13 protein-coding genes are annotated in these 18065 nt (G+C 43.6%); 5 read left to right on the forward strand and 8 right to left on the reverse strand.

What is annotated here, in order from left to right:
• Window positions 1-219: 219 nt before the first annotated feature.
• The 4 genes from psb34 to V7K46_RS30450 all read right to left on the reverse strand — a co-directional run bounded on the left by psb34 (window position 220) and on the right by V7K46_RS30450 (window position 3417).
• A complete protein-coding gene (psb34, locus tag V7K46_RS30435; protein WP_335119917.1) occupies window positions 220-399 on the reverse strand; it encodes a photosystem II assembly protein Psb34 in 180 nt (59 codons plus the stop codon).
• A 150-nt stretch (window positions 400-549) separates the two neighbouring features.
• A complete protein-coding gene (gene thiO, locus V7K46_RS30440) occupies window positions 550-2553 on the reverse strand; it encodes a glycine oxidase ThiO (RefSeq protein ID WP_335119919.1) in 2004 nt (667 codons plus the stop codon).
• Window positions 2554-2660: 107 nt separating this feature from the next.
• Window positions 2661-3062, reverse strand: coding sequence for a hypothetical protein (locus V7K46_RS30445; RefSeq protein ID WP_335119921.1), 402 nt, complete (start codon window positions 3060-3062; stop codon window positions 2661-2663).
• A 16-nt stretch (window positions 3063-3078) separates the two neighbouring features.
• Complete coding sequence (locus tag V7K46_RS30450; protein ID WP_322716724.1) at window positions 3079-3417, reverse strand: 2Fe-2S iron-sulfur cluster-binding protein; 339 nt, start codon at window positions 3415-3417, stop codon at window positions 3079-3081.
• Between the two features lie 75 nt (window positions 3418-3492).
• Here V7K46_RS30450 and cimA point away from each other — a divergent pair, with 75 nt between their 5' ends.
• Window positions 3493-5148, forward strand: coding sequence for a citramalate synthase (gene cimA / locus V7K46_RS30455; protein WP_335119923.1), 1656 nt, complete (start codon window positions 3493-3495; stop codon window positions 5146-5148).
• Between the two features lie 336 nt (window positions 5149-5484).
• Here the strand turns inward: cimA and V7K46_RS30460 are convergent, their stop codons facing one another.
• Both V7K46_RS30460 and V7K46_RS30465 read right to left on the reverse strand, forming a co-directional pair.
• Window positions 5485-6171, reverse strand: a complete 687-nt coding sequence (locus tag V7K46_RS30460; protein ID WP_335119925.1) for a hypothetical protein — start codon at window positions 6169-6171, stop codon at window positions 5485-5487.
• A 771-nt stretch (window positions 6172-6942) separates the two neighbouring features.
• Window positions 6943-7176, reverse strand: a complete 234-nt coding sequence (locus V7K46_RS30465) for a hypothetical protein (protein ID WP_334725854.1) — start codon at window positions 7174-7176, stop codon at window positions 6943-6945.
• A 160-nt stretch (window positions 7177-7336) separates the two neighbouring features.
• Here V7K46_RS30465 and V7K46_RS30470 point away from each other — a divergent pair, with 160 nt between their 5' ends.
• Window positions 7337-9520 (forward strand): NAD(P)/FAD-dependent oxidoreductase, encoded by a 2184-nt coding sequence (locus tag V7K46_RS30470; RefSeq protein WP_335119928.1) that lies wholly within the window; start codon window positions 7337-7339, stop codon window positions 9518-9520.
• A 102-nt stretch (window positions 9521-9622) separates the two neighbouring features.
• Here V7K46_RS30470 and V7K46_RS30475 read toward each other — a convergent pair whose 3' ends face one another.
• Window positions 9623-11170: a hypothetical protein gene (locus V7K46_RS30475; RefSeq protein ID WP_335119930.1), complete on the reverse strand. Its 1548-nt coding sequence runs from the start codon at window positions 11168-11170 to the stop codon at window positions 9623-9625.
• Between the two features lie 1245 nt (window positions 11171-12415).
• On the opposite strand from V7K46_RS30475, the gene V7K46_RS30480 reads away from it, so the two are divergent.
• The 3 genes from V7K46_RS30480 to V7K46_RS30490 all read left to right on the forward strand — a co-directional run bounded on the left by V7K46_RS30480 (window position 12416) and on the right by V7K46_RS30490 (window position 16091).
• The gene (locus V7K46_RS30480; protein ID WP_335119932.1) at window positions 12416-13870 is read left to right on the forward strand and encodes an aminotransferase class V-fold PLP-dependent enzyme; all 1455 of its coding nucleotides are present in this window, start codon (window positions 12416-12418) and stop codon (window positions 13868-13870) included.
• Window positions 13871-13977: 107 nt separating this feature from the next.
• On the forward strand, window positions 13978-15264 hold the full coding sequence (locus V7K46_RS30485) for a sulfite oxidase (protein WP_335119934.1): 1287 nt from the start codon (window positions 13978-13980) through the stop codon (window positions 15262-15264).
• 35 nt (window positions 15265-15299) lie between these two features.
• A complete protein-coding gene (locus tag V7K46_RS30490) occupies window positions 15300-16091 on the forward strand; it encodes a sulfite exporter TauE/SafE family protein (protein ID WP_335119936.1) in 792 nt (263 codons plus the stop codon).
• A gap of 436 nt (window positions 16092-16527) precedes the next feature.
• Here the strand turns inward: V7K46_RS30490 and V7K46_RS30495 are convergent, their stop codons facing one another.
• Window positions 16528-18027 (reverse strand): Ig-like domain-containing protein, encoded by a 1500-nt coding sequence (locus V7K46_RS30495; RefSeq protein WP_335119938.1) that lies wholly within the window; start codon window positions 18025-18027, stop codon window positions 16528-16530.
• Between the last annotated feature and the right edge of the window lie 38 nt (window positions 18028-18065).

The following is an 18065-nucleotide window of genomic DNA, read 5'->3' on the forward strand; positions in this document are numbered from 1 at the left end:
TGCATCCAAGTAGGCTAAACTCATAATGAAAATGGTTTTTAAGTGGATGTTATGCGGCTTTGAATAAATTGAGCCTTCAGGTTTATAAAAAGAAAAAAGTATACAATTATACTTTAATTGCTAATTCAATTTTAACAAAAAATAAAAAAGCAGGCTCCTCTAAAAATTGGAACCTGAAAAACTATAAAGAAGATGAAATTTTATTAAAATGTTTAATGCTCAACTGCTCTGAGAAACAAAGAAGGCGACTGAAACCAAGCCGCCAACCAAAGCTGTAGCGGCGATTGTTAGTAAGATATAAGTTCGCTTTTGCCCTTGCGTGGGAGGTTCTGCTTGATAAATCTTTGGTTCCCGGGCAAAATTATTCAGAAGGCCGCCTTCTTCGTTTGTATAGGGCATGAATCAATTCCTTTATCTTTATCGTTCATTTAATGTTACATAAATGCTAAATCCGCTCTGAAACTGCTAGACAAATCGTTACATTGGCCAAACAGGGTATTAGTTATTCCCCTTGTCTGCCTTGTCTGTCTATTTCCCATGCCCCATGCCTTAACTAGTAATCGTCCCAGTCAGAGGAGAACTAGGACTAGCATAATCTTTGATGGGCATCCTGCCAGCAAGGTATGCTAGACGACCGGCGACTGTTGCTAAATTCATGGCACGAGCCATTGCTGCTGGGTTTGGAGAAAGAGCGATCGCACTATTAATCAACAAAACATCTGCTCCCAATTCCATTGCCTGGGCGGCTTCTGAGGGTGAACCAATACCAGCATCTACCACCACTGGCACACCTGCATTTTCAATGATGATTTGAATATTGGCGGTTGTTTTTAGCCCTTGTCCAGATCCAATTGGCGATGCCAAAGGCATTACCGTAGCACAGCCTACTTCTTCTAAACGCTTGGCTAACATGGGGTCAGCGTTAATATAGGGCAATACTGCAAAACCTTCTTTAACTAATTGTTCTGCGGCTTGTAGCGTCCCAATTGGATCTGGGAGTAAATACTTAAGGTCAGGTATTACTTCTAACTTAACAAAATTATTATCTTCCTGCCCTAACAATTTCGCCATTTCTCGCCCCAAACGCGCTACCCGAATCGCCTCTTCAGCAGTTTGACAACCTGCGGTATTGGGCAACATCCAGATTTTTGTCCAATCCAAGGCTTCAGCTAAACCTTCATGTCCGGGGGCCTTGGTTTGTACCCGTCGGACTGCGACGGTGACAATCTGGCAATCGCTGGCGGCGACACTTTGCTGCATTTCTTCAATGCTGCGATACTTACCAGTTCCGGTCATTAAGCGGGATTGGAAGGTTTTGCCAGCAATAATTAGTGGGGAATCTTGAGCGGGGAGTGATGGGTGCTGTGGAGATATGGCAGGGTGATGCCCGTTGGAAAAATTGGCAGAGTGAGTCAGCATTGGGGTAGAGGTAGATGGCTGGGATTGGAAGCGCGAATAGTGAAAATCTGAAAGTATTGGGTCAGACTTTTGTTCCAAGATTAAATTGGCAATCAATGTCGCTGTTACTGGTGCAAGTAGAATCCCGTTGCGGTAATGACCAGTAGCAAGGGTTAAATTTTGACAGTAGCTGGTGCCAAGGATGGGTAATTCATCGGGGGTGGCTGGGCGAAATCCCCACCAGAATTCTTGGATGGGATAATGCTTTAATTGGGGATACAGCCGGATGGCAGCTTGTAATAATGTTTGAATGCCTTCTGGGGTGTTGTTGGGGGTGAAGCCAACGGCTTCGCTTGTTGCCCCAACAATCAGCCGATCGCCTCTTGGTACGATGTAAATATCCTGACCATATAAAACCCGTTTTAAGGGCAATTCCGACGCAAATTCTGGTATCCGCACACTCAGCATTTGTCCTTTTCTGGGTAGCACAGGTAGTGGTAACAACTCATTTGACCAAGCACCTGAAGCTAAAACATAGTGCGCGGCGCGAATTACCCCAGCATTGGTTTGCACGCCAACCACTTGTCCTTGCTGCTGTAAAAATGCTTCTACTGTAATCCCGTCTTTGAGTTTAACACCAACAGACTCAGCCGCTGTCCACAGTACTTGAGCTAGAGCTTTATTATCAACTTGTGCGTCTTCAGGATACCACCAGCCACCAACTACCTCTGCTCCCAATCCTGGCTGATATTGATGAATTGCCTCTTTGTTTAACCAGTAAGCCGGGGATGGGGGAGATGAGGAGGATGAGGGGGAAAGACTTTCCCTTCTGCTCCCCTGCTCGCCTGCTCCCCTGCTTTCTTCATAAAAGGGTGTGAGGATACCGCAGGGACGGTAGCCAGTATTTAAACCAGTTAGTTCTTCTAGTTTGTGCGTCCAGTCGGGATACAAAGCACGCGATCGCCAACACAATGAACGCATGGCCCCATTAGGGATATTTTCCGCGTCTGGTGCCAACATCCCAGCAGCGGCATGGGTAGCGGCAGCCTGAAAGTTACGACAAAACACGGTGACGTTTGTCCCGCGCAGTTTTAGTTCAATGGCGATCGCTAAACCAATAACACCGCCACCAATAATTACAATCTCACTAGTCATTAGTCATTTATTATTAGCCATTTATCATTAGTACATAACTAATAACTCATAACTAATTAACTCATAACTTATAACTTATAACTCGTAACTAAAGACGGATCTTATCGTTACCATAAGGCTCGAATTGGTTCATTGCCTTGGTTTGCATCGCTGGATGGTGTGTTTGTGTTTGTTTCTGTATCTGTATTGCCGTCTGTTGTAGTATCAGAAGGTGAGGTTGAGTCATTGGAGGGATTCTGGGCAACGTTACTCCTGTTACCAGGTCTTGGCGCTACAATACTGCGCCTGTTTTGGTTTGTCTCAGTTGTTTCATTTCCTTCAGTGGCAGTTTCTTCATTCTTGCTCCCAGCACTGCTATTAACATTGATATTAGCTGGCAGAACTTTGGCTGCTTTGCCACCGGGAGCGTTAGCGGTTTGTACGCCCATAGGAAAGTTGATGCCTAGTAATGTACCAAGCAGAATGGCCAAACCTCCAGCCATTAGAATTAAGGGTGTCCATCTACCCATCTTGTTTTACTCCTTTTTAACCTTTTGGTGTCCACACTATTCGAGAACCTTGTCCCCAAAATCCATCAAACTTTGTCACTTTCACATCGCCTAAAACCTGAGTTTGACAGGCTAAACGCAAATCTGTTGTAGGAGAATGGGGAGGAAGCGAACGCCGTGCTCGATCACGCCAATTCGCTGCTGATACTTCGCCCTCTACCTTAACCGCGCAGGTTCCACAACTGCCAATGCCCCGACAGTTTATTACCTTAGCACCGTCATTGTAGAGGTGAATACTATTTTGCAGCAAAATTTTTCTGAGATTGCTTCCCTGCTCGCAATCAATTGTTTTACCTTCAGCTAGTACTTTAGGCATTTTTAAATTGCCAAACTGGCGTTTTGTTGTATATTGACACATTGTCTCGAAAGTTGTCTCGTCGGTCTCAGTTTTATGACCACAAATTCCTCACCTCAACTTTGGCTCTATGACACTACATTACGGGATGGCACTCAGCGCGAGGGGCTATCAGTATCGATAGAAGATAAGTTACGCATTGCCAAGAGACTCGATCAACTGGGAATTCCCTTTATTGAAGGCGGTTGGCCTGGTGCCAATCCCAAGGATGTACAATTTTTCTGGCAACTCCAAGAAGATCCGCTAAAATTTGCTGAAATTGTGGCTTTTTGTTCGACTCGACGCCCCAATACCACTGCCGCAACCGAACCGATGCTACAGGCTATTTTGGCTGCGGGGACTCGCTGGGTAACGATTTTTGGCAAGTCTTGGGATTTACATGTGACAGCCAGCCTGAAGACGACGTTAGAAGAAAATTTGGCGATGATTCGTGACACGATTGAGTACCTCCGTTCTCAAGGGCGTCGGATTATTTACGATGCCGAACATTGGTTTGATGGCTACAAACACAATCCAGATTATGCTTTACAGACATTAGAGGCTGCGATCGCATCTGGTGCGGAATGGCTAGTCCTCTGTGATACCAATGGCGGCACTTTACCCCACGAAATTAGCCAAATCGTTCAAGATGTAGTCAAGGTGACCGGGGACTGGGGATTAGGGACTAGGAAAGAATCTTCCCAATCCCCAATGCCGCAAATCGGAATTCACACTCATAACGATTCGGAAATGGCGGTTGCTAACGCAATAGCCGCCGTTATGGCAGGGGCAAAGATGGTACAGGGCACAATTAACGGTTACGGTGAACGCTGCGGTAATGCTAACCTCTGTTCATTAATTCCCAATTTACAACTGAAGGCGGGTTACAGTTGTATCACAGAAGACCAGCTAACACAACTTACAGAAGCTAGTCGTTTTGTTAGTGAGGTGGTCAACCTCGCCCCAGATGAACACGCTCCCTTTGTGGGACGTTCGGCTTTTGCCCACAAGGGCGGTATTCATGTATCAGCCGTGGAACGTAATCCCCTAACTTACGAACACATTCAGCCGGAACAAGTCGGGAATCATCGCCGCATCGTGATTTCTGAACAGTCTGGACTCAGCAATGTTTTAGCCAAAGCCCGCAGTTTTGGGATTGAACTCGATCAGCTAAAGACAGAGGCCAAGCAAATTCTCCAGCGCCTCAAAGACTTGGAGAGCGAAGGATTTCAATTTGAAGCAGCAGAGGCAAGTTTTGTATTGTTGATGCACGAAGCTTTGGGAGATCGTCAACAGTTTTTTGAAATCAAAGGTTTTCAAGTCCACTGTGACTTGATTGAGGGGAAAGAAACTAGCAATGCTCTAGCTACAGTCAAAGTCGCTGTTGACGGGAAAAATATTTTGGAGGCGGCCGAAGGTAATGGCCCCGTGGCAGCTTTGGATGCGGCTTTACGCAGGGCTTTGGTGAACTTTTATCCCCAAATAGCAACCTTTGATTTGACAGATTACAAAGTCCGGATTCTCAATGGACATACGGGCACTGCGGCGAAAACTCGTGTGTTGGTAGAATCGGGTAATGGTTATCAACGCTGGACAACAGTAGGGGTTTCCACCAATATTTTGGAGGCTTCCTATCAAGCGGTAGTGGAGGGCTTGGAATACGGTTTGTTATTGCACTCCCAAGCGGAAGCGGCGGTGAAAGCTTCTACTTGACAAAAAGCACTATGTAGTGTATAAAAATTGACGAACCCCACCTGAAGATCAGCCACCTTCATTGGTGGGGGTATTAAACCCGTATCGTGTTGCCACCCTACAAGGAAATGGGGAGACAATTTCCCCTTGTCCCCCCATCCCCTTGTCAAAATTGATAAATTATCCAATCTTGTGGAGTATTGCTTTTTAGCCCGCCCAGCTCATAGGTGGGGCAAGACGCCTATCCCACAATAAATAATTAGATATTTTTTACTTGCTAGTCCCTAAGTAGAGCATTTCATAAATGCATGACCAATTGAGCGACCTACTGATAAAGCTTGGCAAAACTTGATAATGCTAGGAAGTTGTAGAATTCTCTCCGTTATAAATGACGTAACCTGCAATACCTTCCAAGACATATCCATTCTTGCCATTACCCAGTTCATTAAAATTAGTAGTGTACAAGTGGTCTGAAGCTGCCAAACTGTAATATCGATATAAAGGAATAGTTCCTGTGAATTGTGTAGAATATACATAACCAGCAGTACCTTCGAGTACATACCCATTGCTGGCATTACCCAGTTCACTAAAATTAGTAGTGTACAAGTGATCTGAAGCTACAGAACTGTAATATCGATATAAAGGAATAGTTCCAGAGTATTGTTGTGTGGGAATATAAGCGGCAATTCCTTCATAGATATATTCACCGCTACCATTTCCTAACTCATCAAAATTAGTTGTATATAAATGGTCAGAACTTGATGGATTATAATAACGATAAAATGCATATGCTGTAACTATTATACCATCAATTATTCGAGTAGTAGTATTTGGAAGAACTTGATTTGGAACAACTAAAATATTTGAGGATCTAGTTTTTCTTTCGTTAATAGTTAATTGATTAGTGTTCTGGAGTTGAGAATAATTTGGTGTTGCTAAAGCTACATGGCGACTAGTTAAATTGTTTATACTAATACTTGCAATGCCAACAGCCAAGCCACCAAAAGTTTTTAAGACTTTACGCCAAGACCAATTACCAAACATAGTAGTATTTTTTTAGCCTGATAGTTAGAAGTCGATACATTACCATACTAATACCACACTATGCAACAAGGCAGTGGATAGGGGTATATAAGGGCAAGAATGAATGATACTTTTAAATATGACGCACGAGACGCAAAGCCTCACATTTTGCACCACTTGCTTTATTGCTATTTTTGTAGGGTGGATATTGCCTAACGTTGGCTCAAACTCTAATTTTTTCGTTGTCAGCAGTGCCCACCTTACGGTTATTGAGAATGGTGCAAGATATAAGGAGCAGATGGCCCTTGGGTAAGCAATGGTTAAATTAGTAGCTTTTATGCCGTAAATGTAAAAATAGCAGGCCAATTGCCAATTCCATACAAATAATCATTCTCACCTTTATAACCAAAGTGCGTAGGCGTAGCCCGCCGCAGGCATCGCGTCAACTGAGTTGTGTACCAAAAACATTTATTTATGCGGCTAAGGCGTCGAAGCACCAATCAAAGAGCATGAGGATTGATCCAAAAAAAAGACCCCTGGTTTGCACCAGAGGTCTTTCCGTTTCAGAACGTTGTAAAATTCATTAGCAACGTAAAACGCTGATATGGTTAATTTAGTGGCTTCTGTGCCATGAATGCAAAAATAGTAACCCAATTGCCAATCCCATACTGACGATTATTGTTACTTCTACACCGAAAATGCGTAGGCGCAGCCCGCCGCAGGCATCGCTAATATTTAGGTGCAGACCTGGAGGGCCGATACTGCGACAAAAACTTCATCCTATGCAACGTTTTAGGAGAACTTTTCCCAGCATTGGGCAACTAATTGGCTCAACCAGCGACGTTGTTGCTGATCCAGCAGTGGATCATCTGCTAGTAACTGAGCGGTTAATTCTTCCAAAGATTGACCTTGAGCACGGACAATTTTAATTACTCCAGCGATCGCAGCGGCAACTAGTTCTTCATCAATCGGCTGTTGTCGCAAGGCAAAAATTTCCTGGGGACTGTCTGGAATGGGATAATTCATGGCGTGGGTTTACAGAAATACAAAATGAACAATAAATTTGGCAAATTTTTAAAATTTCTTTACTGAATCTTTACGAAACTAATAGGGCGGAGTTTACTTTACTTTGTGCCTTCATAAAATCTGTCTTAGTAAGTAGATTGATCGGAGATGTCAGGAAACGATGAGAGAAATCCTTTATTTAGAAGTTCCAACTCCGGATATAGCAACTGTGCGTAGCTGGTTACAAACAGATTTTGAACCCGGAAATGGAGAAAAAGTGCTTACCTCGGAAGGCTTTCGCCTCAAAATCCCTACTGCAACTACAATTACTGGAGTGGCTGTTTCGGAAAACTTGCCTGCGGAACTTTCTGTATTTGTCTGGTCAGTGCAACGAACTACTTATCTAAAAGTGTTTCGTTGGACAGAACAGCCTTTTCCCAAAGAGGGACAAATCCTGCAACGCCTGACCAAGGAAATCAGAAGCCGTTTTGGGCATCATTACCCAGAACCGCCAGCGATTAATTTATCACAGCAATCGATTTTTGCCGCGCTAGGCTCTGTTTACCCCCTCACCGTCAAATATTTTCAGAAAATGCCTAACGGTGAATATGACCTAACTCGTGCCTATTGGTGGGAACAACGATGGCGCGAAGGAGTACGGAATCCGCAGCAGCCGCGTCAAGTGGTGTTTTCGCAGGGGAGCAGGGGAGCAGGGGAGCAGGGGAGCAGCGGGGAAACCAATGCCCCATGCCCAATGACGCCAGTTGCTTCAACGGAGGGAACCTCCGCAACGCACTGGCTCCCCAATGCCCAGTACGACATCATCTACATCGGTGGCGCATTAGGTGCCATCCATGCAGCACTGATGGCAAAACTAGGATATAAAGTCCTGTTGGTGGAACGAATGCCCTTTGGGCGGATGAACCGAGAATGGAATATTTCTCGCGATGAGATTCAAAGCTTAGTTAACCTGGGTTTAGTCACCCCCGCTGAGTTAGAAACCATCATTGCCAGGGAATACAAAGATGGATTCAATAAGTTTTTTGATGCTAATAATCCATCCAAACTGCGATCGCCTGTTCTGCATACACCCACAGTCCTAAATTTAGGCTTAGATTCCGAAAAATGGCTCCAAATGTGTGGGCAAAAACTGCAAGCGGCAGGTGGTGAAATCTGGGATGAAACAGAATTTATCCGTGCAGATATTGATATATCACAAGTTATACTGAAAGTCAAGCACTTATCCAGTCAGATTGAGAAGCAAGTAAGTGGACGACTGTTAATAGATGCAATGGGAACTGCCTCCCCCATCGCTTGGCAATTAAATGGTGGTCGGGCTTTTGATAGTGTATGTCCGACAGTGGGAGCGGCAATTGAAAGCGGATTTGAGCCGGGGGTGTGGGATTCCCAGTATGGAGACGTTCTTTATAGTCATGGGGATATTTCGCGGGGAAGGCAGCTGATTTGGGAATTGTTTCCTGGAGCAGGGGATGAACTGACGATTTATTTATTTCATTACCATGAAGTCAATGCTGAAAATCCCGGTTCCTTGCTGGAGATGTACGAGGACTTTTTCACGATTTTGCCAGAGTATCGCAGGTGCGATATGGACAAGTTGGTGTGGAAGAAGCCGACATTTGGGTATATACCGGGACATTTTAGTGTAGGGAGTAGCGATCGCACAGTTGCCTTTGATCGATTGATTGCGATCGGTGATGCGGCATCACTCCAGTCTCCCCTGGTCTTCACCGGTTTTGGTTCTCTAGTTCGCAACTTAGAGCGCTTAACAACGCTGTTGGATACTGCTCTCAAACATGACTTGTTGAGTTTCCGACACTTGAACCAAATTCGCGCTTATCAAAGCAACGTTTCAGTGACTTGGCTATTTTCCAAAGGGATGATGGTGCCCACAGGGAAATTTTTACCACCCCAACGGATCAACTCCATGCTCAATACCTTTTTTGGGCTGTTAGCAGACGAACCTTTAGAGGTGGCAGATAATTTCATTAAAGATAGGTGTGATTGGTTAACCTTTAACCGCCTAGCACTCAAAGCAGCGAGGACAAATCCTGCCTTGCTTTTATGGATCTGGGAACTTGCTGGCCCAAGGGATTTGCTTAGATGGATTGGTAGTTATTTTAACTTCGGTCGTCATGCCCTGGTTAGTGCTTTGCTGAGTCCGTGGTTCGGGCGCTTCTTGAATCGGGTAGGTTTTTGGCTGGAACCTCGGAATCCGGGATTCTGGCTGTGGCTGTTGACGATTAATTATGCGATCGCTACAGGCAAACCGCGATCGCCCAGTCAGGTAGCCAAAATTAGCCCAGAAGCCATAATTCCGAAGTCAGAAGCAAGGATTCTGAATTAGTTATTAGGCATTGGGCATTAATCACTAGACTCCTGTAGAGACGCGATTAATCGCGTCTCTACTCCTGACTCCTGTACAGACGCGATTAATCGCGTCTCGTGGTTATTGACTCTTGGGGCGAAAATTTGGTAGTTCCACAGATGCCAATGACTTACGCCCCTTGGGTGGACGCTGGGGATAAACCACCGGTGAGGGTGAATTGGCATCATTGGTATTATCACCTGATAAATCTGGGGACAAATCAGTTGCCGACAATTCCAACTGCGTCAATTGTGAAACTTCTGACCAGTAGTCTTCAGTTTCTCCACCAGGCGTCTCAGTATAAGGTTGAGTAGAGGAAACCAGTAAGTTATTGGCTGGTGAAACCACAGAATCTGTCGTCTTAGAAGTGGAGGTAGTTGCAGGAGGATTAATTTCTGCTTTCAACTGCTGCTTTTGTGGATTTTCTAGTTCTTCATCGTCTTCTAAGATTGTTGCTAAAGTCTCCCAGATCGGCGCATCACCCTGATTACTATCCACATGCGTCGCAGCAGGTGGTGGTGATGCAGATGCAGGCTGGGAGGTGAAAAACATTTGAATGAGACTATCTAATTGCTGATCTAAATTTGATGAACCCGAAGTTGAAACAGCTTCCGGTGTATCTGGGGAATCATCAATTTTTGGAGAGGGGCCGGTTTCTGCTGGTGTTGGGGTATTTTGCTTAACTGACCAGTTCCAAGAAGATGGCGTCGGAGTCGGTTCATTTCTTTGGAATGGGATTGGTGCTGAGGGTTCGCCCCAAGAATTATCTAGATTCTCAGTCAAGGATTCTGGTTCTGCTGACCAAGGTTGAATTGGCTGGGCGTTAGGAAACAAAGACCGAGCTTTTCGAGAAAATCTTCCTTGTCCGCTAGTTATGTCTTTGGGATGTTTTGCAGTATCGTCTAAGGAGTCATAACTAGGAACTGATGTATCTAAACATTTTTCTAAAGCTGCTTTAAATTGCAGGGTCTGGCGTTGTTGTCGCATCAGTCTAGTACGTAACTCCCGACAAGCATTTTCTGATTGCAATAGCTGCTGAGACTGTTCGCTGTTGTTAGTGTGTAACAACGTACATTCTCGCTCTAACTGGGCAAGACGTTGTTGACTAATTTGTAGCTGTGCTTTATGAGTATCAATAAAAATTTCCTGGCGTTGAACAGTTTGTACAGCAGTTTCTAATTGTTGAAATAGGGACTTTATCTGTTCTTGAGCCGCGGCCAATTCTTGAGTATGTTGGTTGAGCATCGACTCAGTAACGCTAGAACGCGTTTTCTGCCACTGCAAAACCTTTTCTGACTCAGCTAAGTTGTCTTTTAGCTGCTCTACTTGTTCATATAAGTTATTGTTAGCTGCACGCAGTTCTTCGTTCAATGCCAGCAGGTTCTGAAACTCCGAGTCAATAAGTGCTTGCTTGCCGCTTTCAGGCTCTGCAACCCAGTCCTGCTGGGTAGTATCTTTTGAAAATTGTGTATCTTCAGCTGGCATGAGGAGTGGCAGTTTTTTAACTGCCATATTGTCATTAGGCACAACTGAGTAAAAGGGACAACTCGCCTGCTCCGATTGTGGCGAATTAGCAGAATTTAAGGATTCCATCACAGCCGCCTTGTTTGAGGTGTCAGCTTCATTCATCACTCTTGACCCACCTGCTTAAAAATATTCAGCAGTGCTGGCATTAGCATTGCTTATCAACTGTGTCTAATCAGGGTTGCTCTAGAAGCTAAGTTTAACTCTCTCCAGCCACCAGCAATTAATCATCAATAATTGGTGTTTCCCATTTTGTATCTAGACTGATGCCGTTATAACACTATGATGCTCTCGTCCGTCAAGAAGAGGATGGGGGGACAAGGAGACAGGGAGACGACTTGGGGAGTAATCTTGTGTTCCCACCTGATTACAGTCCACGCTCATCTTATTGATGAGCGTGCTTGCTCTAAAACTCTCTTTAGTTACCGCCCTTGTCTTGAAGATGGGGGGACAATTCCCTTTGTCCTTTTCAGGTCAAGAAGCAGGCGGAAGGGAAACTCGGGCCGCCAGCCAGGGCTATTTTGTTCTAGACATAAATCGCCCTGAATTAAAGTTCCGCAGATTATAACTAAAGTCCGTTTTAACGCACTAAACCGCATCCACCTTAAAAACTAAACTGTATTAGCTGATGAAGTTTTTCTACATGAAAAAACTGTGGACTAATACTTTTTTGTCTACAATAACATCTTTCTTAAGATATATATTAAAAATATCTCCTTCAAGAGATTTTTATATTGACTTATTTCTTACTTAGGATAGATGTCAGTACAAGTATCTGTTATTGGAGCTAATTCTGTAATCGTGGGCGATCGCTATTTAGTGTCAGCAAACAACTAAGAGCTTCTGCCAGAACTGCAATATTAGGAAATTATCACTACTACGAAATAATACTTATAGATATTTATTTAAAGAGTAACAATATTGCTAAGTAAAATAATAAAATTTTTTTAAAGAATAATCTCAATTTAGTACAAGCTTTTTTCTAAGTAAATGCAGTCCTAGTAAGCAATTTTAGGCTTAGTTAGTCAGAGGCTTCTCTATCAACTTGCCTTCAATACGTCAAGTTTGTTTAATGACTAGAAAAAAATTGTTTAAAGTATACTTAATTACTTATAAATATTAATACAAAGTATTTTAAAATACAATTAAAGTACTTAAATTAAGTATTAATACGAATACTCTTTTTTATTATTTTATTAAAGAATAATTGGAATAACCGAGTTTTCTAGTAGCAACAAAGTAATTGTAAAGACCATAATTACTACTGACTAATCTGATTGTTGCGTTAGAGAAAGCGGTGTGGCAGTAAGGTTTATCCAAAAATTAAAAGTTTAAAATAAGGTGCTAAAGATGACCGACATACTTGCAAGGGGTACAAATATAAAGCAAGAAGCTGCCCAATTACCGCTAGTTGCAGAAAATTGTGACAGTTTTTGGAACAAAGAAATTAAACCGTTATTCACAGATGAGTCTCTATCTTTTAGAGTGAAGACTCTTAAGGGAAACTATGTCAAGTACGTCAACTTGGATAATGGAGCTACAACCACTCCCTTTGCAACCCTTAAGCAGCATGTGGACGAGATGCTTGACACCTATGGCAGCGTGCATCGAGGTTCTGGGCAAAAGTCCATCATCACTACACGAGAATATGACGCCAGCCGGAACGTCATTCGGGACTTTGTGGGGTCATCTTTAGACAACTATGTAATCTTTGCGAAGAATACAACAGAAGCAATTAATGGAGCTGCCACACTTTGGGCAAAAAAACCTGGGAAAATCTTAGTTTCTGATATTGAGCATTCATCCAACCTGCTGCCTTGGGTTACTAGAGACGAAGTTGTGCAGTACAGAACGCAGCCGGATGGAAGTGTAAGTGTCACAGAAATTGAAGATATCTTCAAGGCACATCAAAATCTCCCTAAAGCCGAACAAATTAAGTTAGTGACTATTACAGGTGCTTCGACAATTACAGGTTATAGACCCCCGATTTACGAAATTGCAGCTTTAGCACATCGATATGGTGCTAAGATTTTTGCCGATGTGTGTCAGTTAATTCAGCATGAACGAGTAGATATGCGTGCCGATGATGACCCATGTCATTTAGATTTTGTGGCTTTCTCTGGACACAAGATGTATGCACCTTATGGAACAGGGGTTTTGTTGGGGCCGAAAGAATTTTTTGATAGCTCTTACCCTTATCAAATTGGTGGTGGGAACCTGCCTTATATCACCAGAAATCTAGAGATCAAGCGTTTTTACACAGAACGGGCCCATGACCCTGGAACACCAAACGCAATGGGTGCGATCGCCATTGCCAAGGCGATTCAAATTATCGAAGCCCTTGGGCGCGATCGCATTGCTCACTATGAACACTCTCTAGTTGAATTCACATATACACGGCTTAGGCTGATTCCTGGGGTGAAAGTACATATTCCAGGAGATAATTTAGCCCATGTTATTCCCTTTGATATTGATGGGTTTGATGGACGCTTAGTAGCAGAAATTCTGGCACAAGAATACGGCATTGGGGTTCGGGCTGGGGCTTTCTGTACATACGAATACATTCGCAAACTCAAGAATATTTCAGACGAGCAAGACTACGAAATTGCTCAGGAAGTAGACAGGGGAATTACGCGTAACATTCCTAGTATTATCCGAGCCAGCTTTGCTGTATATAATACATTAGAAGATTGCGATCGCTTTATTGATGCGATCGCTCAAATAGCTAAAAACGGATTTGCTCACTATTTGCCCAACTACACACAAGATGAAATCACTGGTGTTTGGACAGCGATAGACAGCTAATCTCGCCCCTTTTTCTCGCCAAAAGATATATGGCAGCTTGTAGGGGCACGGCAATGTCGTGCCCCTACCCACTGAAAATTACAAATTAATTACAAGGGGGTAATAGCTTGAGCGATGAAAACCTCTTTGACCAGGAGGAGTATCTACAGGCACGGGTTGAGCAGTGCATCTGGCAAAAAAGTACAGATGCAGGTATTTCGCGCCAGCGGTTTCTAAAAATACTAGGCACTATGGTTGGTGCAACAGCCATCGGGGGGCTAGCTAAACCTGCACCTGCTCACAGTCAGGCAGCTGTTAAAACTAAAGGCAGTAAAATACTTAAGCCATTGCCACCTGGGTATATCTCTCATAGCAAAGGCACATTAGAGATGAACTGGGAAGCGATGTATGGGCGTGGTTATTTAGTACCAAATGATTGGTTCTATGTTCATAACCGCAGTACACCTCCCCCGTTTGACCCTTCTACATGGCGTTTGCAAATTCATGGAACTGGCGTTTCTGCCCCCTGCGAGTTCACATACGATGAAATCATTGCTATGCCTTCCATCTCAGTCACTTGCGCCATTGAGTGTGCTGCTAATGGTCGGCGCTTCTTTGAAGAGGCTTACAACATACCACTCCCTGGAACCCGGTGGAGGCTTGGGGCTATTGGTGTAGCTGAGTGGACTGGTGTACCACTTGGGATGTTATTAGAGCGAGCTGGCTTGAAATCCACAGCAAAAGACGTACTCGTTGAGGGCGCAGATGTGGATTCGCTGGACTCAAAGGGGACGAATAAATCCAAGTTCAACAATGTAGTTCCGATTGCCAAAGCATTAGCAGATAACTCGCTGCTTGTCTATGCAATGAACGGAGAACCATTACCTCCAGATCATGGCCAGCCATGCCGTGCCTTATTCCCTGGTTGGGGAGGAAACGCCAACGTTAAATGGATTGAGCGGATTGAGGTTTCCCAAACACCGATATATACCCAGTGGATGACGGAGCAAATGGTGCTGGTTGGTGGAGATTACCCAGCGATCGCTCCATATAAAGGTAAGCTGATTACCTATCAAAATGTTAAGAGCGCTTTTGAGTTGGCTTGGCCAGCTACGCTTTCGGCTCGAACCCACTTACTACGTGGACGTTCTTGGTCTGGGAAAGGAAAAATTGCGCGTGTGGAAGTCAGCCTAGATGGCGGTAGAACTTGGCAATTTGCACGACTCAGAGAACCAAATTTTCCATTTGCATGGACACGGTGGGACATTGAATGGAACCCAACTCCTGGGGAATATTTTCTCCAAGCTCGTGCTACTGACAATTTAGGTAACATACAACCGAGTACAGTTCCGTGGAATGATTCTGGATTGCTCTACGGAGGCGTTGTTAGCCATCCGGTAACAGTACAAGGTTAATTACACCAAGTCAGTTCTGTAGAAAAGACCTATTTATGATTGATTATAGTTGGTTGATTTTGGTGACTGGGGGTCTAATATCTGGAGTCATAGCTGGGCTTTTAGGAATAGGTGGCGGTATTATCACAATTCCTCTTTTAGTCACACTAGGTTATACTCCCGTTCAGGCGATCGCGACTAGTAGCCTTGCTATTGTAATTACTTCAATTTCTGGAAGTTTACAGAATTGGTGGATGGGCTACTTTGACTTTAAACGAGTAATTTACTTAGGAATTCCAGCTTTCCTAACTACTGGAATAGGTGTATATTTCGCCAATAAAATCCCATCCTATGTAATACTCTTTACATTTGGCATTATACTACTTGCTAATATCTATTTGATTGAGCTTCGTAAACAACTGGCTTTCAAGGAGATAGAGAATACAGCCCCAGTATTTAATCCATTAGTTTCTAAAATTGGCACTGGGGGAGCAGCAGGAATTTTAGCAGGTTTATTTGGCTTAGGTGGCGGTACGATTATGGTGCCACTACAAATGTTACTACTAAAAGAAGAAATTAAAGTAGCAATTCAAACTAGTTTGGGTGTGATTGTCATCACTGCTTTAGCTGCCTGCACAGGACACGCATTAGAGGGAAATATTCTGTTTGTTCAAGGTATAGTTTTGGGATGCGGTGGTCTTTTAGGCGTTCAAATGAGTACTCGCACATTGCCAAAACTACCAGATTCAACTGTAAGTTTAGTGCTTCGGATTTTCTTAGGAATACTATCAATTTATATTTTTTGGGAAGCTTGGACAAATTATCAACAAATAATTCCTAATTTGTAATTCTTAATTCGTAATTACAGCAGTTTTCATTTATTTTAACCAGATACATTGTTGGGACACAGCAATGCTCATACGTGTCAACTTAGAGGTTATCTATAAAGTAAAGTAAAAATAAAATTACTGTAGTGTTTTAGGCGATTTTTCGAGATGATTTGTCACGAAAAATATGACTCTCACGCCTAACGCACGCCTTATAACATGGTGCGTTAGGCTAAAGCCGTAACACACTCTAACTTTTGATTTACTTTATAAATGGCCTCTTAAGGTGAAAGCCATACAAAATCTACTTTCTATACTCAAGGTTTTTTGTAAGGTGGGTTAGGGGTTAGGCGCTAGCCGTAACCCACCACTACCATCGAATACTAAAAGTTAAGTAAAGCAGTGCATTAGCCTTTGGTGTAATCCACCCTACCAAAACTAATTACGAATTATTCGGTCAAGGTAGCCATCGGGGATGAAATCCAGCTAAGGGGAGTTGTTCTGGTCTAATTTCCACAGTCGCAGCATCAGCGATGGGCAACAGAGGCATTAACCACAGGCTACTGGTAGCAATAACATCTCCATCATCAGTTTTCAAAGTGTTTGTGGGTAATGATGTTGTTGAGTTTGTCTGCGGTACTACTTGGTCAAATAACAAGCCCAAACCATCGGCAGATAAACTCATTTGCACATTCCGTTGATCGGGAGGCAGTACTAGCAGTGGTTTCTGTTGCCCAGTTTTTAAATCAATTGCCACCACATAAGGCTGTTCTATGTATTGTTCCTTGGATACTAACTGTGTCAGCAAGCAATAAAGGGTGGGTGAGGCGATGTCAAATTGGCAACTGAGAATTGAGCCTGTTGTCTTTAATAATTGTTTCTGCACACCTTGGTTTGTCACTAAAAACAAATCTCGTGTGTAATCTGTATTAAACTTTACCATCGCTGCTTGAGAGCCATCTTTGGAGAAAGCCTGTACCAAGCCAAACTGCGGCAGAAAATCTAGGGGTTTACTGGCATCACCTTGCAGTGGTAGAATTGCTGCTCCCTGTCCTTGGGCAACTGCTACAGCTTTACTATCTGGCGTGATCATAAAGTCTCCCCCCGGTTGGCTTTTCAGACGTTTAGGGGTGGGTTTTTCTGGTGAACCGTCGCTGGTTGCTGGCATAAACCATAGTCCAAAGTCGCCGGGATTAGTTTTGTTTCCCCGCTGGATGACAATAGTTTGCCCATCAGGTGATAAGTCAAATTTCAGGTTTTGATAATCTTTACTATCTAAAACTAGGTCAACTTTGGCTCCTGGCTCTGGTTGTTGTCCAGATTTACCAGAAACGCCTGTTGTCACTGTGTACAGTTGAGCTGAAAGTAAGTCTTCGTTCTTAGCGGCACGAGCCGAAAATAAAATTTTCTCCCCATCTGGAAACGACTCAAAGTCCATTACTATCAAGTCTTTGGGGGTAAGTATCCTTTTTTGCTCTTGGGTTAAGTTGTAAAGAACTAATCGTCCCTGTTCTTCTTGATTGGTTCCTATGTAAAGGATGACGCGATCGCGTGTGCGGAAGCTACCAATAAAGGGCTGGATCACCCGATTTTTGCCTTCTTCCTCTGCAAACTTATCTTTGGCTCCCTGTAACTGCACTTTATAATTCGTGCCGTAGGGGGCTGGTGTCACGAGTGTATAAACCATCCGCCGCCCAGCCCAACTGAATTTACCTGCTAGGGGTGGCTCGATTTTCAAGTTATCCTCTACGCTTTTTATTTCCATTGGGCGGCTAAAGGTGAGGGTGAAGGAGTTATCTTCTGCCCCAATTTGTTGATTTTGCCAGGTAAAGTCCCGGACACGAGCAGTCACCACGTCACCTTGCAATATTATCAACCCAATCAGCACACTCAACAGTAGCATCAGTCCGATCGCTATCCGATCCAGTGGTTCGATAAATGCTTTAGATTTAGTCATTTGTCATTAAGCATTGGGCATTAGGCATTGGAGAAATA

It is taken from the genome of Nostoc sp. (assembly GCF_036917395.1).
Classification (GTDB): domain Bacteria; phylum Cyanobacteriota; class Cyanobacteriia; order Cyanobacteriales; family Nostocaceae; genus Nostoc.

What these genes read in the sequence shown, in the direction of transcription:
- psb34 (WP_335119917.1), bottom strand. Translation starts at nt 399, where the DNA reads ATGCCCTATACAAACGAAGAAGGCGGCCTTCTGAATAATTTTGCCCGG.
- thiO (WP_335119919.1), bottom strand. Translation starts at nt 2,553, where the DNA reads ATGACTAGTGAGATTGTAATTATTGGTGGCGGTGTTATTGGTTTAGCG.
- V7K46_RS30445 (WP_335119921.1), bottom strand. Translation starts at nt 3,062, where the DNA reads ATGGGTAGATGGACACCCTTAATTCTAATGGCTGGAGGTTTGGCCATT.
- V7K46_RS30450 (WP_322716724.1), bottom strand. Translation starts at nt 3,417, where the DNA reads ATGCCTAAAGTACTAGCTGAAGGTAAAACAATTGATTGCGAGCAGGGA.
- cimA (WP_335119923.1), top strand. Translation starts at nt 3,493, where the DNA reads ATGACCACAAATTCCTCACCTCAACTTTGGCTCTATGACACTACATTA.
- V7K46_RS30460 (WP_335119925.1), bottom strand. Translation starts at nt 6,171, where the DNA reads ATGTTTGGTAATTGGTCTTGGCGTAAAGTCTTAAAAACTTTTGGTGGC.
- V7K46_RS30465 (WP_334725854.1), bottom strand. Translation starts at nt 7,176, where the DNA reads ATGAATTATCCCATTCCAGACAGTCCCCAGGAAATTTTTGCCTTGCGA.
- V7K46_RS30470 (WP_335119928.1), top strand. Translation starts at nt 7,337, where the DNA reads ATGAGAGAAATCCTTTATTTAGAAGTTCCAACTCCGGATATAGCAACT.
- V7K46_RS30475 (WP_335119930.1), bottom strand. Translation starts at nt 11,170, where the DNA reads ATGAATGAAGCTGACACCTCAAACAAGGCGGCTGTGATGGAATCCTTA.
- V7K46_RS30480 (WP_335119932.1), top strand. Translation starts at nt 12,416, where the DNA reads ATGACCGACATACTTGCAAGGGGTACAAATATAAAGCAAGAAGCTGCC.
- V7K46_RS30490 (WP_335119936.1), top strand. Translation starts at nt 15,300, where the DNA reads ATGATTGATTATAGTTGGTTGATTTTGGTGACTGGGGGTCTAATATCT.
- V7K46_RS30495 (WP_335119938.1), bottom strand. Translation starts at nt 18,027, where the DNA reads ATGACTAAATCTAAAGCATTTATCGAACCACTGGATCGGATAGCGATC.